The organism is Halobacillus sp. SY10 (assembly GCF_045401165.1).
Classification (GTDB): Bacteria; Bacillota; Bacilli; order Bacillales; family Halobacillaceae; genus Halobacillus; species Halobacillus aidingensis.
Genome location: NZ_CP174345.1, coordinates 4117667 through 4140159, shown reverse-complemented (window position 1 = coordinate 4140159; position 22493 = coordinate 4117667). Strand labels below are relative to the sequence as shown.

Genomic DNA, 22493 nt, shown 5'->3' with positions numbered 1-22493 from the left:
CGTGTGAGTCGATCAAATGAAGGAAAAGAACAACTGAAGGAAATTCTCGAGCGTCCGGAGTATCAAGCGTATGAGCAGGAATCTCAGACGGCGAGTCAACGTCTTTTGGATGTCATTGCTCAGTGGGTGAAAGAGTTGCTTGAGACTTGGTTTCCTAATTTCCAAGTCTCTGATTCTGCCATCAATGGCTGGATCTATTTTTTCGGTTTCATCGGAATCGGCATCCTGTTGTTTTTTGTCATCAAGCTTGTGGGACGGCTCTCGGGTGAGAAGAAGTTGTCTGAAAAGCGTACGTTCAGTATGACTTCAGACTTGGCATGGTCGTCAGAGAAGCATGTGCAGGAAGCGGAAGCACGAGCGGCAGGTGGTCAATTTTCTGAGGCAGCCCGTCATGTTTTTCTTGGCATGCTGTTGGATTTTGATACGAGGGACCTTGTCGAGGTGAAAACTTGGAAAACGAACGGGGACTATGAAAACGAACTGCAAGACTCAAATCATGCACTAAGTGCTGACTTCTCTTTCCTTGCTAAAACCTTTGATCAAATCACCTATGGAAACCGGACACTCCAGAAAGAGGAGTTTGATGAATTCCGCTTTCGGGCGTTTCAGTGGATGGATCAAGAAGGGAGGAAAGAAGCGTGATCACTACAAAGAAAACGTGGCTTTGGATCGCTGTCACCTTTGCCCTTCTTGCAGGCATTCTCTATTGGCTCTCCAGCGGACGTCCAGAGCCGTACCCTCCTTATCTATCTGAATCCCCTTCACAGACAGGAATCAAGGCCTTTTACACGCTTCTTGAGGAACAAGGTGTTGAATCTGCACGCTGGGATAGCAAACCGAGCCGGCTGCCGGAAGCAAGTGGCCGACAAACGCTTTTGATGATCGAGCCTTTTTCCACCGTCAGCGGAGCTGAGATGCATCAGTATGAAGAGTGGATGGAAGAGGGGAATACCATCTGGCTGATGAAAAACAATCCTGTCGGTTATTTTGATACCCAAGTAGACTATGGTATTTTACCTGCAGGTGAAACGACGGTTGAGGATGAGAATGGTCGTACATATACCGTTGAGGTTCAACAGGAGCACCGTCTACAGACGAAGGACTCGGATGATGTCCTATTGAGTGATCGTCAAGGGGTGTTGGCCTTCGAGCGTTCTTATGGGGATGGTGCGCTGATTGTTGGCATGAATCCGGATTGGTTCACAAATGGAATGATTACGGACCGAGAACATTATGAAGTGATCACATCGATATTAGCATCAGAAGCCGAATACAGTAGGATTTGGTTTGATGAATATATCCATGGACAGGACGGTTTTTTTGCCGGATTGGACGTCTATCCGAAGTGGCTGATCGTCTTCACCCTACAACTTGCTTTGTTTATGCTTTTCTTTTTATGGATGCAGGGCAAAAGATTCGGTCCGTCGTTTATGCCGAGAGAAGCGGTTGTGCGATTCGGGGATGAACGCCTGCAGGCTCTTGCTGCCTGGTACCGAAAAGGTGAGTTTTACAGAGAATCGCTAGCCGTTCAGGAATCCTATATTCGAAAGCTTTTACAGGAGCGGTTTGGTGTATCATCCCAGGCGTCCTGGGAGGAGATTCGCCACACGCTATCGTATCGGTTGAATGATCAGGATTATCAGGGTTGGGAGAAATGGACGAAAACCGTGGAGCCGTTGGAAAACGTATCGGTTGTAGAGAAAAAGGCATTTTTAGATTGGTCGCATACGTTCGATCAGATGAGGAAAGAGGTGCAAGGGTCATGAATGAAAAATTATCTGAGTTGATACAAGCCTATGAACAAAGGGTTTATGGGCAGTCCGAGAATGTCCGTTTGATGCTCGCGTCCGTACTTGTTGGCGGACATGTGTTGCTAGAAGGTGTTCCTGGAACCGGGAAAACAAAAATGGTCCGAACGTTAGCGAACCTCCTTGGAGGCGACTTCAAGCGGATTCAGTTCACGCCGGACCTCTTACCGAGCGATATTACCGGAAGCATGATCTATAACATGAAAACCGGTGATTTTGAGACGATGAAAGGACCTGTGTTTACGAATGTCCTGCTTGCTGATGAAATCAACCGGACACCGGCGAAAACACAAGCGGCCTTGCTTGAAGCGATGGAAGAAAAGCAAATGACCATCCAGGGAGAAACGTACACACTTCCAGATCCTTTTTTCGTTGTCGCGACCCAAAACCCGGTGGAGTTTGAAGGGACGTACCCACTACCGGAAGCGCAGCAGGATCGCTTTTTGTTCAAATTACATATCGATTTTCCGTCCATGGAAGAAGAAGTGGCCGTGCTTAAGCAGATGATTATATCCAAACAAGAGGGATCGGTTCAACCACTGTTGACGGTTGAAGAGTTCAACAGGATCAGTGTTGAGATAGCGGGCGTCACGATGACCGACGAAATGTATGGTTACATCATGTCAATCGTTCGTAAGACGCGTGAAACGGAATCGATCCGCCATGGAGCAAGTACGCGGGCAGGTATTGCGATTGCGAAAGCAGCGAAAGCGTGGGCCTACCTGGAATCACGGGACTACGTCACCCCTGACGATGTCAAAAAGGTCGCGTTGGCTTCCTTGAGACACCGGGTGATTTTAGCGCCCCATATGGAACTGGAGGGAGTGACCCATGGCCAAATCATTCAAGAACTTGTGGGATCAGTTCCTGTTCCGCGATAAAGGGATTGTTCCAACGAAACGTCTGCTCTTGTTTATACTCGCCTTATCATTCGTATTGATTTTACTATCATGGATAGGTCTTTCCTGGCCTTTCATCATAGCTGCGAATGGAGCGATTTTATTACTGAGCTTGATTGACCTTACTTTCTCACCTAAACGGAAAGAGCTTCAAATTCGACGGGCGATGGATGAAGAAATGGAGCGGGGGATTGAAAACGAGGCCTCTGTGTTGGTCAGGAATGCTTCTGACAAAAGGCTGGCGATGAAAGTGATCGATCACTTTCCGCAATCGTTCAGCCAACCCTTTCCTTTGAAAAAAGAGATCCAGGGATATGAGGAAGCCCGCATTACCTATCTTTTTCACGCCGAACAACGCGGAGACTACACGCTTCCTCACCTTCATGTCCGCTATCGTTCTCGCTTTGGTTTGTGGGAAAAACAGATGAGGGTGGAGCAAACCGATAGCGTTCGGATCATTCCGGATCTCACGGAGAGCAGAAACTTCCTGGAGGACGCACAGCGATTTCTTCTTTACGAGGGAACACGACTGAAGAGACGTCAGGTGGGAACGGGAGAGTTCAGTAAAATCCGTTCTTATGTTGTGGGAGATGATATCCGGAAGATCAATTGGAGACAAACCGCGAAAGTTCAGAACCTGATGACCAACGAGTATGAACCAGAACACGGAAAGTTTGTTACCTTATTGATCGACTGTGGACGTATGATGGGCGTGGAGCTTGAGGAGAACAATCGATTGGAGAAGTCTCTCGAGGCTGCGATGACGGTGGCGACCGCTGCCTTGAAGCGCGGCGATTACGTGGCGGTTCTCGCTTTTTCAAAACACGTTCATGTGTATGTTCCGCCAGCAAAAGGGATGGCGCATATGCAAACCATCCTGAAAGAAATTTATAACTTGAAAGTCGAAGGATTCGAATCCAACTATACGGCTGTGTTCCAGCACCTGCAGAAGGTACAAAGCAGGAGGAGCCTCCTTTTATTGTTCAGTGATGTGAGCACTTTTCTATACGAAGAAGCAGCTTTGCATTATTTACAACGGTTGCGGCGCTCGCATTTGTTCTTAATGATCGGAATTGAAGACAGAGTCATAGATTCCCAGACAAGAAGAGAGCCTGAGGATCTACAGACCACATTAGTGAAAACGATGGCCCAAAAGCATGTCTTGGATAAAAAGCAGGAGTTGAAAAAATGGGAGCGACAAGGTCTCCAGATGATCGAGGCACCGGAAGAGGAGTTAGCGACTTCTACCGTTTCCCATTACATCAATATTATGAACCGTGGACTTCTTTAGTTTTGCCGGCATTAATTTTTCCAATGATCACGTATGCCAAAAGCCCGAGGACGGTAACGAATGCAAACGCGTATTTCGCTTCAAGGGATAAGGTAGAAGGGGTGATGTAACCTTCTACAATACCTGCGATGATAAAGAGCGGGAGTGTGCCAATCAACAACAGAACGGAGCGGTAGGCATAGGTTTTTAATTGATAGCTGCGCGTTCGTTTGCCGGGGACCCAGAGCTTATAGCCCATTAAAAGACCCGCACCGCCCGCGATGAAAATGGCTGTCAGTTCAATGATTCCATGCGGGACGATATAGGCCCAGAAGTCATAGGCTTTGCCATGAACCATGAACAAAGCAGCCAGGGCACCGACGATAATTCCGTTATAGATGAGAAGATAAACCGTCAGCAACCCGAAGGTCACGCCTCCGGCAAAAGCAAGAAAAGCAACTTGAATATTATTGGTCATAATTTCCGCTGACATGACAGGAGAATTAACCCCACCGTCCTGGCTGCCAAGCCGGCTCGGATCTACAGCTTGAGCGATAGAATCAGGTAAAATCGTGTAAAGGCTCATCGGATCCTGATAGACAGCAAGAAAAGCAGCCAAACCACCTAAAAAGAACAACAGCATGCTGATGACAACGAACTTCCATTGTTCACCGATGAGTGTAATGAATGAACTTCCGAACATTTGCTTCACTTGTTTCCAATTGGATGTGCTTTCCTGGTAAAGCATGTTATGCGCCTTTGTCACAAGGTCGTTCAAGTAACCGGTCGTTTCTTCTTCTGCAAAGTATGTTTGACTGTAAGCAAGATGCTGCGTGACTTTTTGGTACAGGCGCTGAAATTCTTCTAAATGTTTCGGTGCCCACTGGCGTCTGTTCTTATGTAGCAACTGAATCAGCTCTTCTAAACGTTTCCACTCTTCACGGTGGCGTTGGACGAAAGATCGATAGTTCATGGTTTCACCTGCAATACGGGAATTTTTTACATTCTACATCTATTATAGAAAAACAAAAGACATATGGGAACCCATAAGGAGGGAGGAAGAAGATGCAGGAAAGATGGAAAGTGAAGACCCCGGAACATGTGACTTTGAATTTCCAGCTGGCAGGCTTAGGAAGCAGGGGAGCGGCTCAAATTGTCGACTCCATTCTCTTGGGCTTATTATATAGCGGAATGATTGCGCTCCTCCTATTTACAGAAAACCACTTGAACTTCATGTTGGAAGGGCGCGGGTGGGTGATCGCTTTTGTCATTCTTATCTTATTTGGCATCCAATGGGGCTATTTCTTCTTATTCGAATGGCTCAGTGGGGGTAAAACCCTGGGCAAAATGTTGCTCGGCCTTCGTGTCGTCAAAGAAGATGGGGGAAAAGCAACCGTCCTATCTATATTGATTCGAAATTTATTACGAATCATCGATATGCTTCCCTTTTATTATCTGATTGGGATGTTGATGGTTTTCTTCCATCCCCAGCATAAGAGACTGGGCGATCTTGTCGGTGGAACGATCGTTATCCACGAACGGAAAAAACAACGTTCGAAAAAGAAACAGACACTCGTGGAAAAAGAGATTGAAAATCGTGACCTGAAATCGGACCAACAAGTCGTTGGAGACTGGGAGAGACAAAACGTTACGAAAAAAGATTGGAATCTATTGAAAACCTATGTTCATCGTTACCCGACCTTAAAACCTACAGAGCAAGATACCATGACCAGGGAAGTTGCTGAGATCCTTCTTCCTAAACTCGGATTAGAGGATGGAACGAAAAGTGAAGATGAGTTAGCTACTCGACTTTATGCTGCATATATAGATTTAAAGGAAGAGTGGGAATTCCAGTTATAACAAAGAAAGAACAGCCGTTTTTTGGGGGCAGAAAGCGGCTGTTTTTTATGTCTAAAAGAGATTTTATAAATGATCAATCTTTATGTATGCATTTGTAATTATAAGTATTTATGTGAATATACAAGAATTTGCAAATATATATTTACTTCAGTGTAGAATTTGGTATTATATACTAGGATTTAATAAAATACAGGCGAATAAACGGGCTGATCCATGGGGGGAGGTTAAGTTTGTTCCTACCTGAAATTATAAAAAGGAAAGGGGATCATAGCTCATGCTTACATCTCTTTATGTGTTGTCTTTAACCGTACTGCTTACGTTCCTTGTATTATATGCCGTCGATAAAGTTGTCCGTCGCTTTAAGAAAATCCAAACTCCTACAATCCAACAAGATCAAGTCCCAGCTGAAGTCGATTTCAGCCACCAGACATTCAAATAAATGCTTCAACAAAAGTGGCCCTGCATAAAAGGTGCCACTTTCTTTTTTAGACAGAATAACCTCATTATAGATTAGCTCCCTATACTTGAAGACTCAGTTTTGAGATGTTTTCGGGCTCCGTTTGCCATAATAGGAGTCAGGGATGGCTGGGAAGCAACTCGTCTAGCTCCATCGCCCAAACACTCGCGTCATAAGCAGAACAGCAAAGGGATGAAAAGCACATTCCTTTGCTGTTCTGCTTATGCCAGTCGTGTCTCCCAGGGCGATGCAACATTTGAACACTTTCCTGTGGGGGAGCGCCGAGCTTCCTCGGACTGCGTCCTGCGGGATCTTGCCTATCTCCTTCTCCCACGGGAGTCTCGCAGCTTCCCAACCACCCCATTCGATGCAGGGAGCGAAACGAACCCCTTCCTACTGTGGAGGTTGCCTTTCACTACCCTGGTGTTATAAGCATAAAGCGCTCTATAACAAGCTTTCCGCATGCGGAGTAGCGTCCTTGGAAGTTGATTCCTCTCCAATTACCATGTGCATAAAAGTAGCTTATTCTGGATGTGGTTTCGAGATACTTATATGGCAAAGGGGCGGAGGGGAATGGGGAGACTCCTGCGGGAAAAAAGTGCTTGGTGAGACCCCGCAGAGCGGAGCTCGAGGAGGCTCACCGCGCTCCCGCGGAAAGCGAGTCATTCCCCGCAGCCCCATCCACTCAAAAACATCCCGAAACTGAGTCTTCAAGAATCCTGCCATATACTTAATAACGAAGAGTGTTATTAAGACTAGGGTTGTCTTTGATAGAGGGGTTTACGTTTTGTTAGGTACCTGTTTGTGGTAAAATAGATATGTTTACATATAGAAAGAAAACAACCAAAATAAATACGTGTTCTATATATGATCAAGTACAATTCAACAGATGGAAAAGGGGATATCTCATGGCGAATAAAGCGGTTGTTCTAGGAGCGAACTATTATATTGGACTGAGTACGATCAGATGTCTAGGGATTCATGATGTTCACGTTGCAGCAGTGGACTATGACTGGGAAGGTGCCTACGGCCTTGAGTCCAAATATTGTACAGAAGCATTGATTGGGCCTCACTATAAGGAAGATCCAGAAGGTTTGAAGACTTTCTTGATCGATTATGCCAAAAAGCAGGACCATGCCCCTGTACTTATTCCGACAGCCGATCCATATGTGGAATTCGTGGATGAATATCTGCCGGAATTAAGGGAATATTTCCTTATTCCTCAAACGGAACAAGGATTATATACTAAGATAATGGACAAAGGCACTCTCCACACGCTGGCTTCCCAGCATGGAGTAGCTGTTCCGGAAACGGTTCAAGTGGATGATGAGAACCTTGTAGAAAGAGTAGAAGAGGAAATTCAATACCCTTGTCTCGTAAAGCCGGTGGACTCACCAGCTTTTGTATCCAAATTCAGAAGGAAGCTTTTCAAAGTTCATAATAAAGAAGAGTTAATAGAAAAAGTTGAACAAGCGAAAGAAGCGAATATAGAGGTCATCGTCCAGCGAATTATTCCTGGTTTTGATGACCATATGTACACGTTTGATGCCTACCTGGATCAAAACTCCAAGGTGACGCATTGGGTGACTTGCCAAAAGCTTCGCCAATTCCCTGTGAATTACGGCGCATCTGTTTACACCCAGCAAAAGTATGTGCCGGAGCTTTATGAACTTGGTGCGAAGTTCTTGGAAGGAATCGGATATAAAGGTTTCGCTGAAATTGAATTCAAAAAGGACGCCGAAACCGGCAAATACTATTTAATTGAAATCAATGTACGTATCACGAATTTGAATCACCTATTACAAAAAACAGGTATCAACATCCCTTATATCACGTATAAAGAGTTGATTGGGGACCCGGTGGAACCAAAAGCGGTGGAAGAGGATCAAAATCTTGTTTTCTGGTATGCCTACGAGGACCTTCTGGCAGTCAGGGAATATATCAAAACAGGACAACTCTCTCCTCAGAAGGTCTTGAAGTCTTATTTCAGACCGAAAGCCCATGCCATCTGGGATCCGAAAGATCCAAAACCAGCGTTCTCCTTTGGGAAGAAGTTGGCGAACCTTGTGGTAAACAAAGTAACGAAGAAAAACAGATAACTATACTCCGTCATGCTGCTGAGAATATAGATGGCGGACCGTAGGAAATGCTAACCAATAATCGAACGATATGGACGGAACGAAGTTGAATTCCATTGAACAGGCTAAAACAATGCAGGGAAGGTAGATAAGAATGGCTAAGTTGAAAGAATTATTATCATTCATCAATATACTGGAGTCATGGAATGATAGGGACCTGGACATCCGAGGACTCGCATACAATTCAAGAAGTGTAGAGCAGGGAGATGTGTTTGTCTGTATTAAAGGTTTCAAGACGGATGGACACCGTTATGTAGCGGAAGCAGTGAAAAATGGAGCGGCTGCCATTGTGGTCGAGGATTATCAGTCCGGATGGGAGGACCTTCCACAATATCAGGTGAAAGACAGCCGTCGTGCCCTGGCCGCACTAAGCGATGCTTTTTACAACCACCCTTCAAACGCAATGAAAACAATCGGGATTACAGCGACAAACGGGAAAACGTCCACTTCATTTATGACGGATGCCATTCTTGAAGAGCATGGTCTTAAGACAGGCTTGATTGGTACTGTCGTGGTCAAATTTGGTGACTACTCCGAGCCCACAAAGCTGACGACCCCGGAATCGCTCGACCTGCATCATTATTTTGCTCAAATGAGAGACCAGGATGTATCTCATGTGACGATGGAAGTTTCCTCCTCAGCTTTGGATTTAAGCAGAGTAGGAAGTGTAGATTTTGATATCGTTACACTAAATAATATCAGCCGCGAGCATATCGACCTGCATGGTTCTTTCGAAGAGTATTTCAACAGTAAAGCAAGCCTGATTCGCAATGCGGGTGAAGATAAATGGGCTATTTTGAACCTTGATGATTCTTATTCCGCATCCTTGATCGACGAAACGAAAGCCAATGTACTCACATTCAGCGTAGAAACAGGAGATGGGGATCTGGTATGTAAAGATTTGGACCTTTCCACAGGCCGCGCGAAATTCAACGTTGAAATCCGGAAACCATTTACCGTAGAGGGGAAAACTTATGAGCCGCAAGAGTTTCCTATTGAGCTTTCCACACCAGGGTATCATTCTGTTTACAATTCCATGGTAGCTATCACTGTAGGATTGTTAAATGAGGTACCGATTCCAACCATTCAAGCCGGATTGAAAGGCTTCGGTGGTGTAGAGCGACGCTTTGAAATGGTTTTTGAAGATGATATTAAAATATTGGACGACCACTTCGCCAATTACGGAAATATCAACGTCACCTTGAATACTTTGCAGCAAATGGAATATTCAAATCTTAAGCTCGTCTATGCGATTCGAGGAAGTCGTGGGATTACAGTCAACAGAGAAAATGCAAAAGCTATTGTGGAATGGGCTCCGAAATTGGGTCTGACGGAAGTGATTGCAACCCTCAGCCATTCCCATGTGGATGAAAAAGACCGGGTGACAGAAGAAGAGCTGCGTGTCTTCCAGGAAATGATGGAGGAAGCGGGCATCCATGTAGACTTGTATAAAGAGTTGGATGATGCCATCCACCATGCGCTCTCAGAAGCAGAAAAAGACGATGTGGTCTTGTTAGCAGGATGTCAGGGGATGGACCCTGGGGCGAAAATCGCCCTCGAACAGTTGAACAAGACACGTCCGGAAATGGATGAAGAGAAATTGTTCAAGCCATTGAAAAACAGAGTAGCAGGAATCCTCTGATTAAATCGATACAGCAAGGTCCCGGTCTTTCGTTAGGAGGCATAACAGTGAATGATAAAATTATCGGCATACTCGGGGGAATGGGACCTGAGGCAACCGCCGAATGTTATATGAAGATTATAAGAGCGACGAATGCAAGTAAAGATCAAGAGCATTATCGCGTGATCATAGACAGCAATGCGAAGATTCCTGACCGTACAGAAGCCATTTCAGGAAAAGGGAAAAACCCTGTTCCTGAAATGGTCCATGCGGCTAAGAATTTAGAAAAGCTCGACGTGGACGTGGCGTGTATTCCATGTATGACCGCCCATTACTTCATTGAAGAAGTCCAAAAGTCTGTATCCTTCCCATTACTGAATGCTTTCTTGGAACTGAAGAAATTCATCCAGGATCATTATCCAACCGTTCCAAAAATCGGGGTGCTCGCCACTACCGGCACCTTGGAAACAGGACTTTTCCAGAAGTACTTTGATCATTTGGAAGTGATCGCTCCAACACCATATACACAAAATGAAAAAGTGATGCGAGCCATCTATGGTGAAAACGGGATTAAAAGTGGAAACACGGATGGAGAACCCCTTCAACTATTGAAAGACGCTTCCCAGGAACTGTTGGACAATGGGGCAGAATTGATTATTTCAGGCTGTACCGAGATTGGTCTCGTGTTGAAGCCTTACCACCTGCCCGTTCCTCTGCTCGACCCTATGGAAGTTGTCGCAAACGTCGTCGTAAAAGAAACTGTTTATCAAAAGTCATGAAAAGCGTACCCCCTTCTTATATTTGTAACAAGAACCATTCATCAGGAGGGGTGCGTATCATGTCCAAAAGCGAGTTTGACCAATTTTTGTCAGATTCCTTCAAAGAGGGGATATCCTTCAGAGAATTGAGGCTTTCTGAAAAAGAAGTATCTCACTTGAAGTCCCATTATCCTTCAGCCATTATCAGAAGGACGAGTGATGTCAACGACGCGTTTAAAAAATCATGGTATGAAGTCCATTTATCGCCGATTCAAAGAAAACCGGAGAGCCTGGATTCTATACGTCAAGAAAATATCCGGCTCAAGCGCGAGCTGGAAACCTTGAAGAAATTGAAAAATTAAGCTCATGAAGACAATTCCAAAAGGATTGTCTTATTTTTTTGCTCTTTTTTAGATGTTCATCCGCAGCTACACTCCTCTATTGTTGGAAAATTTTCCTTAAAATCAAGAAGGGAATAATTAGTTCTATTAACCTATGACTTTAATCACCAACCCAGCTCTTATTAAGAGCATATTTTGTCGACGGAAAAGGCGAACATACGTGTGTTTTGTTATGGTTTGAAACATAAATGTAATAATAATTTGTCTTTATTTAGCGAATATCTTTGATATAATGAGATAGGAAAATGCAACAGACGACTCAAAGTACATACAACAGACAACATAGATTCACAAAATGAGAGTTTAGTAGGAAGTGATATAAATTGTTCGATCTGCATCACCGCAGTCTAGCACCTTATGTTCTGAGGGATTCCGTTCTATACAGTGGAGAGATTGAACGGATTACACGGGGTGACCACCACTATGAAATTTAAAACATTCGGTCGCCACGGCAAAGAGGGCGTAAAAAGCTTAGCTAGAAACAGGTGGATGTCCATAGCTTCTATTTCAGCTGTGACCGTAACCTTATTGCTAGTTGGAGTTTTTGCCACATTGCTATTGAATTTAAACGACTTTGCATCACAGATCGAAGAAGATGTAGAAGTCCGCGTCTTTATTGATAGAACGGCTGAAGATACGAGTCGTGAAGCCTTAAAGGATAAAATTGAAGAAGTATCAGCGGTTTCTTCCGTGAAGTTCCAGTCCAAAGAAGAAGGGTTGGATCGACTGATTGATAGTCTAGGCGATGATGGAGAAGTGTTTGAATCCTTGAAGGATGAAAACCCACTGAATGACGTCTACATCGTCAAAACAGTCGAACCTGAAGATACGATAACAGTCGCACAGACGATTGAAGATTTTAATAGTGTAGCCAAAGTCGAATACGCCAAAGAAACCGTTCAGCGTTTATTCAGTGTCATGGATGTGGCACGTAATGTAGGGCTTGCGATAATTGCCGGTCTCCTTTTCACAGCCATGTTCTTGATTGCAAATACGATTCGAATTACCATCGTTGCTCGTAAGAAAGAAATTGAAATCATGAAAATGGTCGGAGCGACAAATTGGTTTATCCGTTGGCCATTTCTTTTTGAGGGATTGATGATCGGTATTCTTGGTTCACTCATACCGATCGCGGTCGTTGTGTTCGGATATGATTATCTTTACACAGAAGTGACCACACGATACCCTACATTGTTCATTGAATTGTTGCCCGTTTACCCATTCGTGTTGAAAGTATCTGCACTCCTGATCCTTATGGGGATCGTAATTGGTTTATGGGGAAGTTTCACGTCTATACGTAAGTATTTAAGAGTTTAAATCTATTGATCTGCCAAAAATAAACAGGTAAGGATTCGGGGGAGGAAGAAAGTTTGAAGTTGAGAGTTTTAGTAGCCACTCTGACCGTCAGTCTAATTCTATCCGGTTTTCCACTCTATTCTAATACAGTCAACGCAGAAACGAACCAAGATAAACTAGAGGAGAACCGTGCCAAGCAGTCTGAAATTGAAAAAGAAAAACAAGAAAAGCAGGAAGAAATCGAAAAGCTTCAACAACAACAAGAAAAAGTGAACGCAGAAATCGCACAGTTGGACAAACAAGTGATGGAAACGATGGATAAGATTGAAACGAAAGAAAATGAAATTGCGAAAACAAGAGAAAACATCGAGCAATTAAAAGCAGATATTGCTGAACTTGAAAAAAGAATTGCTGAACGTGATGAACTTTTAAAGGATCGCGTTAAATCCATGCACCAAAACGGTGGAGCGATTGATTACCTAGATGTTCTTATGGGTGCTGAAAGCTTCGGAAACTTCTTAGAGCGTGTCATGAGCCTTAACACCATCGCTACACAGGATAAAGAAATTCTAGAGCAACATAAAGCAGATAAAGAAGAAGTAGAAAAGAAAAAAGCACAAGTTGAAAAAGAATTAGCATCTCTCGAGCAAAAGCTACAAGAATTAGAAGCTTTGAAACAAGGACTCGACCAGAAAAAACAAGAAAAAAATGAACTGATGGAGAGTCTTGAACGAGATGAAGAGCTTGCACATAACCATGTAATGGACATTGAAGAAGAGCAGGATACCCTTGCTGCGCAGGAAGCTGCGATCCAGAAGGAAATTGAACGTGAACGTGAAAGAAAACGTAAAGCGGAGGAAGAAGCTAGAAAGAGAGCAGCAGAAAAAGCTGCGGCTGAAAAAGCAGCTGCTGAAAAGAAAGCAAGTGCTTCAAACACAAGCAGCAATAACTCAAGTTCTAGTTCCAACTCTAGTTCCAACTCAAGCTCGTCCAACGAATCTTCTTCTTCCAATAGTGGAGCGCTATTCAGTTGGCCCGCAAATGCAGGAGTTACTTCTGAGTTTGATCGCAATCGTATCCATCCGATTACAGGAGTACCAAAGTTACACTCAGGAATTGATTTAGCTGGCGGAGGCACCATTCCGATTCGTGCCGCAGCAGATGGAACAGTTATCCGTGCCAATTACTCATCAAGCTACGGGAATGTGGTCATGATTTCCCACCGTATGAATGGACAAACTTTCACGACGGTATATGCTCATATGAGAAGTACACCTGCCGTATCTTCAGGACAATCTGTATCTAGAGGTCAGTTTCTTGGAAACATGGGTAGTACAGGGGCTTCGACTGGACAGCACCTTCACTTTGAGATCCATGAAGGAAGCTGGAACGGAGCACGTTCTAATTCTGTAAACCCACGTAAATACTTGCCTTAAAAATATAGCCAAAGAAAGAAACCGATGGAAAATCGTAAAGATTTCCCATCGGTTTTTTGTTTCGTTTTCCCCATGGGGGTACTTTCCTACTCAGCTATGAAAGTATGGGAATGTATGATGTAAGAGAGATTTCACTAACGTACAGCTTGAACGATCAATCGATGAGTTGGATTTGGGATTGGGTCACAGGTAATTAAAGCCCCTATGAGCTCCAAGAGCGGTATTTCCGTTGTTTTCAAGGTCTAAGGAGTTGTTCATGATTCCCACTCCGTAAGAAAGGATTTCTTCCGTAAATCCTTCAAACACAGGTAGTCCTAATTGGATTGTAGGAATTTCAAGAATAGCAATCGCCTGTAGTTCTTGTGGAAATTGTGTTAATTGGGGAGAGGGAGGGGGCTTATCTAATAAGTTATTCACATGTGTATATCTTTCTAAGGTTTTATTAAAGGATGTGGCAGTATCTTCTCTTCCTTTATTGAAGTTGTCTATAATCTTGTCCTGTTGGTAAGAGATATTCTGGTCTTCCATTGGGGGTATCGTAGGAAACTGATGCCGATGAGAATGAAAAACTAGTGAACCATTTCATAAGACCGTCTTATTTTTAATATATATTTGAATTACTTTCTTTTTAGGGGTGCGTAGCTCTTTAGAATGTATGGGAAGGGGTGCTGAATCTGTGAGGTCTTCGTTGCAAATAGGACAATCCCAGGGTCCGTAATTACTACTACTGTAAGATGCTCTGTGACAGCGGGTACATACTTTCTTTATCACGAAATCTCCTCCAATACTAGACACTCACCTGACTTGTGTGTTCTTTATAAAGAATTTTCACTCCCTATTATACCTCAATCATGTTATATAACAAGCATTATTGAGAACAATTGTTCATTTAATCTTACACTATATCGTATATAAGTCCTTATTTTCTTTATAATGTAAACGTAACATACGTTCGGTGTTATACTTAAGGAAGATCATTCTTCATGACCAGTCTTCCAGCTTGTAGTTCATAAATGAAGGAGGAAGAGGATGAATCGAATGAAACTGATCCCTTACAGAATGGATGCTATTTTGGATACGACGAAGGAAGTCCCAAAAGGTGTGCATATGGTTGAGGCTCAAAGTATATGGGACGAGACGCGCCAGGGAGAGAGCAGCATTATAGCTGTCATTGATACAGGATGTCAGAGTGATCATCCAGACTTACAAGGACAAATTGTAGGCGGACGTAACTTTACAGATGATCATGATGGAGACCCTGACAATTATCAAGATAATAACGGACATGGAACTCACGTTGCAGGGACCATTGCTGCTAAGGAAGATGGAGAAGGCGTTGTTGGTGTTGCGCCTCAAGCCAAGCTTCTTATTCTTAAGGTGCTCTCTGAAGAGGGAAGTGGGCAATATCAGTGGATTACTGATGCCATTGATTATGCGGTTCAATGGAGAGGGAAAAACAATGAGCGGGTTCGAGTGATCTCTATGTCTCTTGGAGGACCAGATGATACGCCCGAACTTAAAAAATCGATATTGAATGCCATTTCCAAAGGGGTTTCTGTTGTATGTGCGGCAGGTAATGAAGGTGATGGGCGGGAAGATACGATGGAGTACGCTTATCCCGGAGCCTATAATGAAGTCATCCAAGTGGGAGCTGTTGATGAAGGACGGCGCCTAGCCTCATTTACGAACACAAATGATCAAATTGATCTTGTAGCTCCAGGTGTCAATGTCCTCTCCACCTATCTTGAAGGTAAATATGCTCGATTATCAGGTACATCTATGGCAACTCCACATGTTTCTGGTGGTCTTGCATTAATCATTCCTTTAGTAGAGGCTCAATTTCAGAGGGAAATGTCCGAAACTGAAGTATTTTCACAACTTATTAAACGGACTACACCACTAGGTCACTCTAAAGTCGCTGAAGGAAATGGATTGATGACCTTGGCACTGACAAAAAAATTAGAAGATTTATTCAGCACCTATATCACATAATCATATATTTTAATGGAGAGGTTTAAAACCTCTCTTTTTTTATGCAAACCAAGTCCACCAACTAGAAAGAGAATTAAAATCTCAGGCCGTGATTTTGTGTCGAAAATAGTAAAATGATGGTAAGAACGTGATTGTTTACATATATGCATACATGTTTGCAAAAATGATTACTTGCACACAAAAATGAATACATTACGTGTGCAATCACGTTTACATGTAAACAAAAGTGTACGCATGTTGTTTTAAAGGGATGCGTGCAATTATGCATACATGTACACAATAATATATACAAGTACACAATTATGAACACGTAAAAAGGCGCATTGACTATTTTCTGATTGTTTAATAGATTTAAAGTAAGGTGAGGTCAAATCTAGCAAAAGAAAAGGAGAGCTGTGTAATGACGAAATCTAGAATTGCAGCTGTTGATGTTGGTAACGATGCCGTGAAGGCGAACTTTGGAAAATTGGAATCTTCTTTATATATTCCTAACGTGGTGGCTAGAGATCTTGAGGACCGTCCGGTTATCGGAATTGAAGATCTAGATGATAAGGATCCACTCGATAATCTACATATCCGAGTGCATTCCCCTGCTTTACGTGAAAACAATGCTATTTATCGTGTAGGGAATTTAGCTACGAAGACTACAAACTCTGCGGAGTTGGATCCTGGAAGTTACAAATCAGAAGAAGATCAAACATTGATCATGCTGTTTGCATCTCTTGCTATGGACGCTGTTACTGGGAAAGATGCGCAATCAGCTAAAAACAATGTGCTTGAAGCGAACTATACACTTGGGACAGGTTTACCATTGCGTGAAGTGAAAGAAGGAAAAGATGTAGGTTACCGTTCCCAGCTTCTAGGCTCTGTACACCAGGTGGAATTTTTAGTCACACCTAAATATCAAGGAATGAAAGTAAACATCAAGTTTGATGAGGTCAAAGTTTATCCAGAAGGATTTGCTGCTTATGTAAACCTTGTCATGGATAATGATTTGAACATTATTAATAAAGAGTTGGTAGATAAACAAATCCTGATTCAAGACATCGGGGGACTTTCTACTGATATCGCCGTTATTAGAAACCGCAACGTGGATGATGACAAGGCTCAAGGATTCAACTTGGGAGTGTCTGAATCATTGGAGATGATCCGTGACGAGATCCTTACGAAGCATGGGGTTGAATTAGACAGCCGTCGTGACGTCGTCGATATCATCACGCGTAAAAATGATCGCCACCACATCATGGTTCGAGGAAGCCGTACAAATGTGCACGACATTACGGACCGAATTTTACTTGAACTTGCGAAGAAACAGTATCGTTATTTAAGAAATGTATGGCAGAAGAATTCCCAGTCTGAAATCTGCTATTTCGTAGGTGGCGGTTCAGCAGTATTGAAAGACTATATTAAGACATTGAATAACAAACTGGATGGCTTTAACATTGAATTCTTTGAAGATGAGAATGAAAGCATCTGGATGATGGCCAATGCTTATTATAAGCTCATTTCTGACTATATCCGCAAGAATTCGAAGTTAGAAGACAAGTCTAATAAAAAAGTAGAACAAAAAGCCGGATCTTCTAAGTAAGGTGATTGGATGAGTTCTTCTAGAAAAAGTGTGGAGAGGGGCCAGTCGATTACGTTCCGGGTCCCCTCGGACACACCGGATCATTTATTAAAACAGCTGTCCCAGTTAAAAGAGAAGGAACGTAGAAATTTTTCAAGTAAAATCGCTCAGTTCGTCCTTGATGGAGTGAACCAGTCCTTTACGAAAGATAAGGAAACCGTGACCATTCCGCTTCCAAAAGCTCTTACGAAAGAGCAGAAAAGTTGGATCAAACATGAACACTCAGAAGCTCTCATCGGCAGCATCCTTTATCAGCTCATGATGGATCCTGTTAGGGCAACGACTTTACTTGCATCGTTAAATAGCAATGCCTATAACATTGATGATGCTCTGTATCTTCAAGAAGAGGCGGCTACAGAGGAAGAAGCCCCGATTCCGACAGAGATCGAACCTGAGAAGGAGAAAGCTGTGTTGCCTGAAACCCCACTCGAAGTAGATGGGGATGATGATTTGGATGATTTGGATTTGGACAATCTTCAAGCTGATTTTCAGGAACAACGGGAAGAAGATGTTCTGGAAGAAGATGACGATGACTTGCTCGGTGACTTTTTATCAAGAATGAATAAATGATCATAAGCCCCTCGTATAAGCGGAGAGGGCTTATTTTTATGGACCTCTAAAAAACCCCCGATCTTTCTTCAATATAAGCTCCCATTTCTGGAAGACTCAGTTTCGAGACTTTTGTGTGAATTTAGGGGCTGCGGGAAAAGGTTCGCTTTCCATGGGGCGGGCGGTGAGCCTCCTCAGGCTACGCCTTCCGGGGTCTCACCTGTCCCACACGTCCCATAGGAGTCTCACCGTTTCCCTCCGCCCCTTTGCCATATAAGTGTCTCGAAACCACTTCCAGAATAAGTTGCTTTTATGCACAGATTTAATGGAGGATACGAACTTGCAGGCAATCTATTCTGGGTGCGGAAAGCTTGTTATGTAGCGCTTTATGCATATAACACAAGGATAGTGGAAGACCCCACAGAGCGAAGCACGAGGAGGTTTGCCGTCATCCCCTCAGGAAAGCGAGTGGCTTCCCAACCACCCCTGACGCTCCACACGGCAAACGAACCCCGAAAAGTCTCGAAATCGAGTCTTCCACAATTCTGCCATATTGTTTAATAAGCATAGATCAATACCCACATGTAGCGAACTCATTTGGATAAAAATTGAAACGATTCCCTGCCCATACTCGTATATAAATCAAAATAGGCGGAGGTGTTGGCATGGAAGTGGTATTGGACGTGAAGAATTGCAGTGTTGATATCCAAAAAGAAAGAATTTTGAGGGATATCAGTTTTCATGTGAAAAAAAGCGAAATCATGGCATTGGTCGGTCATAATGGCGCGGGAAAATCAACACTGATGAAAACGATGATCGGTTCGCGGGAAAAAATCACTGGAACATTATCCATTGCTGGAAATGACCAGAAAAAGCAATATAAAGCGTACAAAAGGAATTTTACATACATACCGGAAGAGCCGCTTTTGTTTAACGAATTGACAGTCTACCATCACTTTAAACTTTACCAAAAGAGTTATTCTGTTCCCGAAGGCGTTTTTGACAGCCGAGTAAAAACATATACCGAAGGGTTTGAATTGAAGGACAAGCTGGATGAATACCCGGAAGCTCTATCCAAAGGGATGCGGCAGAAAGTCCAGACGATTTGTGCTCTCATTCCTGATGTCCCTGTTTTATTCATTGATGAGCCATTTATGGGACTGGATGTGTATGCAGGTCGCTTCCTTGAGGAAGAGTTAGTAAGGAAAAAAGTGCAGGGGGCCAGTATTGTATTGACTACACACCAACTGGAGAAGTTTTCTGAACTAGCTGATCGCTATGTCATGCTCGTTGAGGGTAAAGTCTCTTCTTCGGGGGATGTGTCAGAATTTCACGAGTTGGAAAGAAGGTCGACATGATGGAGCCTATGACGACATATTCGGTGTATAAATGGCTGAGAAAGAAAAGAAGGAAGAAGAAGTTTGATATTTATAAACAGACCTACCATATGGTTGTGGATCCCGTCATGGTTTTTTATAGCGGATTGTTCGTCATCTTTTGTTTGTTCATCGGTTATGACTGGCTGCAAGAGTTGATTACTCTTTTTGATGGAAGGGGATCGTTCATAGCTCCTTACGCTTTTTTCCTTCCTTTTTTGGCAATCATTAGTGCGGCGGTCACTTCTTTTACAGACCCTGGCATTCGTTTCACATCTTCAGAACTTCAGCTTAGTTTTCTGCCTCACTCAAGAAAGCGACTTCTCACCTATTTGTTTTTAGAAAAGTACATCGTTCAACTCTTGATCATCCTGGCTGTCCCTCTTCCGTTTGCGCTTGTCTTGATGTCGTGGGAGTCTGCCGCTCTTTGGGTATCGCTTCTACTTTTTAGTTATCCTTTATCTTTATGGTTGCAGTGGAATCTATTTTCGCTGTCTTCCGTCCATAAAATGAGTGTTGCCATATTCAGCGCAGCTCTTTCCTTTTTATTTTTCCTTGGCTATCCTGTCATGCTCCTCTACCTAGGTTTATCCGTACTGATTTTAGTATTTTTCATACGTCAAGAAGAGGTGGACTGGGGGAGAGTCATCGACATCAATGATGCGCGTGTGTGGAACATGTGGTTGGTCGGGTATTTCACCGAGGTGAATATAAAGCCGCCGAAAAGATTCGGGATCACCAAGTCGATTTGGAAAAAGAAGAGAGGACGTCATTATTCTGTGCGGCACCTGTATGGACGGATATGGACGGGATATTTTCAAAAGTCGGCGGATGTGATTTGGAAAACGATTCCAACGGTTTGTTTGATTATTCTTGTCATTCCGATGAGGGTCGATTGGATGTTAATGTTCACACTGCCCATCGCTATTGTCGTCTATCATGAAGTAGCAGGGGGGCTTTTTTCAGATGTGGAGAATGTTTTTCATTCTCTGCCGCTCGAAGAGGAAAGCTGTAAAAGCAGCTACTTGAAATGGGTGTATTTCGGGTTTCTGCCTGTGTTCATCTCCTTTGTCACTATTCAAATTGTTCTTGGTGAATCGTTGGGAGCTATTGGGATGCAATTAATCGCAATAATCTTGTTCGTTTATGTAGATCTTGCCCGAGTCATCAACGAACGCTTGATGATGGTCCAAAAGGAAAATTTCTACCGTGAAGAGTGGAGAAGAGTGGCAAGTTTGATGCTGCTGGGTGCTGGGGTGTATCATCCTTTATTCTTACTCGCGGTTCCACTTGTTGTTTTTAAGCTCGGCCGATCGGGCGGGAGAGAGCTGATTTCATAAAAAAGACCCTCTGGTTCATCACAGAGGATCAATCCAAGCGATTATGCTCAGCGAAGGCGATAAATGATTTTTCATCTTCTATTAAACCGCACGCTCCGCATTGGACTTTTACTTGTGGCCCTTTGTAGGCCATGTGAAAAGGGTCCATATTTTCTGATGAGTAACTCTCATCTGGTTCACCTGTTCTTGGATTCATTTTGACAGCTTTCGCTTCTTGTTCGATTAAGTTAAAACGGGAGCGATTAGTCTTACAGTTGGGACATAGATAAGGCTGCATGTTTGTCCACCTCCATTTTTACGTTTCCCATGTTTATGAAAAATATGAACAGGATCGTGAAAATCAGGGAATGCCCTAATATCCGTTCTGCCTTTTTGAAGGTATGATGATAGTAAGATTACGTGTGATCGAGGTGGAATAGGATGAAGGAGACAATGAAACTTCCAGCGGATGAAATCATCCAAATGTATGAAACAATGTTACATGATTTATCTTATGATCTTCATGAAAGGTATAGTCACCTTTTGACAGGGCTGCTCCATCAAATGGACCAGGAAGGAGGCTCATCAAAATCTGCTCTTTTGTTGACTCATATTATTGATGATATGAGAAGTAAATCGAATGAGTCCACTCCCCTATCCCTTGCTAAAAGAGGGGTGGTTCCTGCCATAAGGCAATTTGGTAAAGAAATAGAACATCGATTTGGCGTAACTGTAAGCCTTTTGACCGAAAGAGAATCACTTTCAATAGATCAACGGCTTCTATTCCGGTTAATTCAACAAACCATCCTCATGATCGTTGAGAATGCAGATACCGATGCAATCGACATCCATATGGAAGAGGATTCTGTAACGTTTCGTTTCCTTTCCCCACATGAACAGATCGATGTGGATGAAAAGGGTTTTCTTTGTCTTATACAGAAAAGAACAGGTATGGAATTAAAAATCGAACAGAGGTCAGGGCAGTGGTTTTGGGTCTATTTCAAGAAGAGGGGGAATAAGGATGATTTCCATTGTGATCGTTGATGACCACGCCGTCGTCCGTTCTGGATTACGGATGCTCTTGAATGCGGTGGATGATTTTGAAGTCGCAGGTGAAGCCTCAGAAGGGGATGAAGCTTTTGCTCAAGTAGAGGAAAAGCGTCCGAACGTCGTCTTAATGGATTTGTCGATGCCGCACGGAAAAGACGGGCTATCAGCGACATCAGAAATAAAGAAACAATTCCCTGATACGCACATCCTTATTTTGACGATGCATGATGATGAAGAGTATTTGTTTCGGGCGATTGAACTTGGTGCATCCGGGTGTATTTTAAAGAATGCTCCTCATGAAGAGCTTTTAAAAGCCATTCGTCAAGTAGCGGAGGGCGATGCTTACCTGTATCCATCAGCGACGAAACGGTTGATGGAAGACTACATGAACAAACTGAAAAACGGTACGACGTCGGACTCTTATCGTTTGCTGACGGACAGGGAACGGGAAGTGTTGGCCCTTGTCGCGAAAGGATTCGCCAATAAAGATATTGCTGAAAAACTAGTCATTAGTGTCAAAACGGTCGAAGCTCATAAGGCGCATGTAATGGAAAAATTACAGCTCAAAACCCGGCCTGAACTAGTAGAGTATGCCTGGAAGAAAGGGTTGCTTGGATATTCTCTATAAAGGGGATG

At 43.3% G+C, this 22493-nt stretch carries 22 protein-coding genes; 19 read left to right on the top strand and 3 right to left on the bottom strand.

The features are described from left to right. The first annotated feature begins 3 nt into the window (after positions 1-3). The 4 genes from ACJA3J_RS20770 to ACJA3J_RS20755 are packed head-to-tail and all read left to right on the top strand — an operon-like array spanning position 4 to position 3998. Positions 4-642 carry a DUF4129 domain-containing protein gene (locus tag ACJA3J_RS20770; RefSeq protein ID WP_089650596.1) on the top strand — a complete coding sequence of 213 codons (639 nt, stop codon included), beginning with the start codon at positions 4-6 and terminating at the stop codon, positions 640-642. After that, positions 639-1766 carry a DUF4350 domain-containing protein gene (locus ACJA3J_RS20765; RefSeq protein WP_167355962.1) on the top strand — a complete coding sequence of 376 codons (1128 nt, stop codon included), beginning with the start codon at positions 639-641 and terminating at the stop codon, positions 1764-1766. The genes ACJA3J_RS20770 and ACJA3J_RS20765 overlap by 4 nt, the downstream gene beginning before the upstream one ends. Beyond that, positions 1763-2689: a MoxR family ATPase gene (locus ACJA3J_RS20760; protein WP_089650594.1), complete on the top strand. Its 927-nt coding sequence runs from the start codon at positions 1763-1765 to the stop codon at positions 2687-2689. Before ACJA3J_RS20765 ends, ACJA3J_RS20760 begins: the two co-directional genes overlap by 4 nt. Further along, a complete protein-coding gene (locus ACJA3J_RS20755) occupies positions 2640-3998 on the top strand; it encodes a DUF58 domain-containing protein (RefSeq protein WP_406945164.1) in 1359 nt (452 codons plus the stop codon). Before ACJA3J_RS20760 ends, ACJA3J_RS20755 begins: the two co-directional genes overlap by 50 nt. On the opposite strand, the gene ACJA3J_RS20750 is transcribed toward ACJA3J_RS20755, so the two are convergent. Further along, positions 3976-4950: a stage II sporulation protein M gene (locus ACJA3J_RS20750; RefSeq protein WP_089650592.1), complete on the bottom strand. Its 975-nt coding sequence runs from the start codon at positions 4948-4950 to the stop codon at positions 3976-3978. The genes ACJA3J_RS20755 and ACJA3J_RS20750 overlap by 23 nt on opposite strands. A 92-nt stretch (positions 4951-5042) precedes the next feature. Here ACJA3J_RS20750 and ACJA3J_RS20745 point away from each other — a divergent pair, with 92 nt between their 5' ends. From ACJA3J_RS20745 to ACJA3J_RS20710, 8 genes are all read left to right on the top strand, one after another. After that, the gene (locus tag ACJA3J_RS20745) at positions 5043-5837 is read left to right on the top strand and encodes an RDD family protein (protein WP_089650591.1); all 795 of its coding nucleotides are present in this window, start codon (positions 5043-5045) and stop codon (positions 5835-5837) included. Between the two features lie 274 nt (positions 5838-6111). After that, positions 6112-6276 carry a hypothetical protein gene (locus ACJA3J_RS20740; protein WP_406945163.1) on the top strand — a complete coding sequence of 55 codons (165 nt, stop codon included), beginning with the start codon at positions 6112-6114 and terminating at the stop codon, positions 6274-6276. A gap of 926 nt (positions 6277-7202) precedes the next feature. Next, positions 7203-8393 carry a carboxylate--amine ligase gene (locus tag ACJA3J_RS20735; protein WP_406945162.1) on the top strand — a complete coding sequence of 397 codons (1191 nt, stop codon included), beginning with the start codon at positions 7203-7205 and terminating at the stop codon, positions 8391-8393. A gap of 133 nt (positions 8394-8526) precedes the next feature. Beyond that, on the top strand, positions 8527-10074 hold the full coding sequence (locus tag ACJA3J_RS20730; protein ID WP_089650589.1) for a Mur ligase family protein: 1548 nt from the start codon (positions 8527-8529) through the stop codon (positions 10072-10074). Positions 10075-10121: 47 nt separating this feature from the next. Further along, positions 10122-10832 (top strand): aspartate/glutamate racemase family protein, encoded by a 711-nt coding sequence (locus ACJA3J_RS20725; RefSeq protein WP_406945161.1) that lies wholly within the window; start codon positions 10122-10124, stop codon positions 10830-10832. Between the two features lie 59 nt (positions 10833-10891). After that, on the top strand, positions 10892-11173 hold the full coding sequence (locus ACJA3J_RS20720) for a hypothetical protein (RefSeq protein WP_089650587.1): 282 nt from the start codon (positions 10892-10894) through the stop codon (positions 11171-11173). Between the two features lie 462 nt (positions 11174-11635). Continuing rightward, positions 11636-12529 carry a permease-like cell division protein FtsX gene (ftsX, locus tag ACJA3J_RS20715; RefSeq protein WP_089650586.1) on the top strand — a complete coding sequence of 298 codons (894 nt, stop codon included), beginning with the start codon at positions 11636-11638 and terminating at the stop codon, positions 12527-12529. A 53-nt stretch (positions 12530-12582) separates the two neighbouring features. Further along, positions 12583-13944 carry a murein hydrolase activator EnvC family protein gene (locus ACJA3J_RS20710; RefSeq protein WP_406945160.1) on the top strand — a complete coding sequence of 454 codons (1362 nt, stop codon included), beginning with the start codon at positions 12583-12585 and terminating at the stop codon, positions 13942-13944. Between the two features lie 183 nt (positions 13945-14127). Here ACJA3J_RS20710 and ACJA3J_RS20705 read toward each other — a convergent pair whose 3' ends face one another. After that, a complete protein-coding gene (locus ACJA3J_RS20705; RefSeq protein WP_406945159.1) occupies positions 14128-14472 on the bottom strand; it encodes a hypothetical protein in 345 nt (114 codons plus the stop codon). Between the two features lie 501 nt (positions 14473-14973). Between ACJA3J_RS20705 and ACJA3J_RS20700 the strand changes: the two genes are divergently transcribed. The 5 genes from ACJA3J_RS20700 (at position 14974) to ACJA3J_RS20680 (ending at position 20828) form a co-directional block, all read left to right on the top strand. Beyond that, complete coding sequence (locus tag ACJA3J_RS20700) at positions 14974-15936, top strand: S8 family peptidase (RefSeq protein WP_089650583.1); 963 nt, start codon at positions 14974-14976, stop codon at positions 15934-15936. 400 nt (positions 15937-16336) lie between these two features. After that, a complete protein-coding gene (locus tag ACJA3J_RS20695; RefSeq protein WP_115823108.1) occupies positions 16337-17524 on the top strand; it encodes a ParM/StbA family protein in 1188 nt (395 codons plus the stop codon). 9 nt (positions 17525-17533) lie between these two features. Next, the gene (locus ACJA3J_RS20690; RefSeq protein ID WP_406945158.1) at positions 17534-18133 is read left to right on the top strand and encodes a hypothetical protein; all 600 of its coding nucleotides are present in this window, start codon (positions 17534-17536) and stop codon (positions 18131-18133) included. A gap of 644 nt (positions 18134-18777) precedes the next feature. Next, on the top strand, positions 18778-19470 hold the full coding sequence (locus tag ACJA3J_RS20685) for an ABC transporter ATP-binding protein (protein ID WP_406945157.1): 693 nt from the start codon (positions 18778-18780) through the stop codon (positions 19468-19470). Beyond that, positions 19467-20828, top strand: a complete 1362-nt coding sequence (locus ACJA3J_RS20680) for a hypothetical protein (RefSeq protein ID WP_406945156.1) — start codon at positions 19467-19469, stop codon at positions 20826-20828. Before ACJA3J_RS20685 ends, ACJA3J_RS20680 begins: the two co-directional genes overlap by 4 nt. Before the next feature lie 28 nt (positions 20829-20856). On the opposite strand, the gene ACJA3J_RS20675 is transcribed toward ACJA3J_RS20680, so the two are convergent. Further along, entirely contained in the window at positions 20857-21105 is a 249-nt protein-coding gene (locus ACJA3J_RS20675) for a DNA alkylation repair protein (protein WP_089654664.1), read from the bottom strand. A gap of 143 nt (positions 21106-21248) precedes the next feature. Between ACJA3J_RS20675 and ACJA3J_RS20670 the strand changes: the two genes are divergently transcribed. Together ACJA3J_RS20670 and ACJA3J_RS20665 are read left to right on the top strand one after the other, a co-directional pair. Beyond that, a complete protein-coding gene (locus ACJA3J_RS20670) occupies positions 21249-21851 on the top strand; it encodes a hypothetical protein (RefSeq protein ID WP_406945155.1) in 603 nt (200 codons plus the stop codon). After that, positions 21829-22485, top strand: a complete 657-nt coding sequence (locus ACJA3J_RS20665; RefSeq protein ID WP_089654666.1) for a response regulator transcription factor — start codon at positions 21829-21831, stop codon at positions 22483-22485. Before ACJA3J_RS20670 ends, ACJA3J_RS20665 begins: the two co-directional genes overlap by 23 nt. The last annotated feature ends 8 nt before the right edge of the window (positions 22486-22493 follow it).

Excerpts from the sequence above, each read along its gene's own strand:
- ACJA3J_RS20680 (WP_406945156.1), top strand. The coding sequence starts at position 19,467 with ATGATGGAGCCTATGACGACATATTCGGTGTATAAATGGCTGAGAAAG.
- ACJA3J_RS20740 (WP_406945163.1), top strand. The coding sequence starts at position 6,112 with ATGCTTACATCTCTTTATGTGTTGTCTTTAACCGTACTGCTTACGTTC.
- ACJA3J_RS20685 (WP_406945157.1), top strand. The coding sequence starts at position 18,778 with ATGGAAGTGGTATTGGACGTGAAGAATTGCAGTGTTGATATCCAAAAA.
- ACJA3J_RS20665 (WP_089654666.1), top strand. The coding sequence starts at position 21,829 with ATGATTTCCATTGTGATCGTTGATGACCACGCCGTCGTCCGTTCTGGA.
- ACJA3J_RS20720 (WP_089650587.1), top strand. The coding sequence starts at position 10,892 with ATGTCCAAAAGCGAGTTTGACCAATTTTTGTCAGATTCCTTCAAAGAG.
- ACJA3J_RS20745 (WP_089650591.1), top strand. The coding sequence starts at position 5,043 with ATGCAGGAAAGATGGAAAGTGAAGACCCCGGAACATGTGACTTTGAAT.
- ACJA3J_RS20750 (WP_089650592.1), bottom strand. The coding sequence starts at position 4,950 with ATGAACTATCGATCTTTCGTCCAACGCCACCGTGAAGAGTGGAAACGT.
- ACJA3J_RS20755 (WP_406945164.1), top strand. The coding sequence starts at position 2,640 with ATGGCCAAATCATTCAAGAACTTGTGGGATCAGTTCCTGTTCCGCGAT.
- ACJA3J_RS20735 (WP_406945162.1), top strand. The coding sequence starts at position 7,203 with ATGGCGAATAAAGCGGTTGTTCTAGGAGCGAACTATTATATTGGACTG.
- ACJA3J_RS20690 (WP_406945158.1), top strand. The coding sequence starts at position 17,534 with ATGAGTTCTTCTAGAAAAAGTGTGGAGAGGGGCCAGTCGATTACGTTC.
- ACJA3J_RS20705 (WP_406945159.1), bottom strand. The coding sequence starts at position 14,472 with ATGGAAGACCAGAATATCTCTTACCAACAGGACAAGATTATAGACAAC.
- ACJA3J_RS20675 (WP_089654664.1), bottom strand. The coding sequence starts at position 21,105 with ATGCAGCCTTATCTATGTCCCAACTGTAAGACTAATCGCTCCCGTTTT.
- ftsX (WP_089650586.1), top strand. The coding sequence starts at position 11,636 with ATGAAATTTAAAACATTCGGTCGCCACGGCAAAGAGGGCGTAAAAAGC.
- ACJA3J_RS20700 (WP_089650583.1), top strand. The coding sequence starts at position 14,974 with ATGAATCGAATGAAACTGATCCCTTACAGAATGGATGCTATTTTGGAT.
- ACJA3J_RS20760 (WP_089650594.1), top strand. The coding sequence starts at position 1,763 with ATGAATGAAAAATTATCTGAGTTGATACAAGCCTATGAACAAAGGGTT.
- ACJA3J_RS20695 (WP_115823108.1), top strand. The coding sequence starts at position 16,337 with ATGACGAAATCTAGAATTGCAGCTGTTGATGTTGGTAACGATGCCGTG.
- ACJA3J_RS20670 (WP_406945155.1), top strand. The coding sequence starts at position 21,249 with ATGAAGGAGACAATGAAACTTCCAGCGGATGAAATCATCCAAATGTAT.
- ACJA3J_RS20730 (WP_089650589.1), top strand. The coding sequence starts at position 8,527 with ATGGCTAAGTTGAAAGAATTATTATCATTCATCAATATACTGGAGTCA.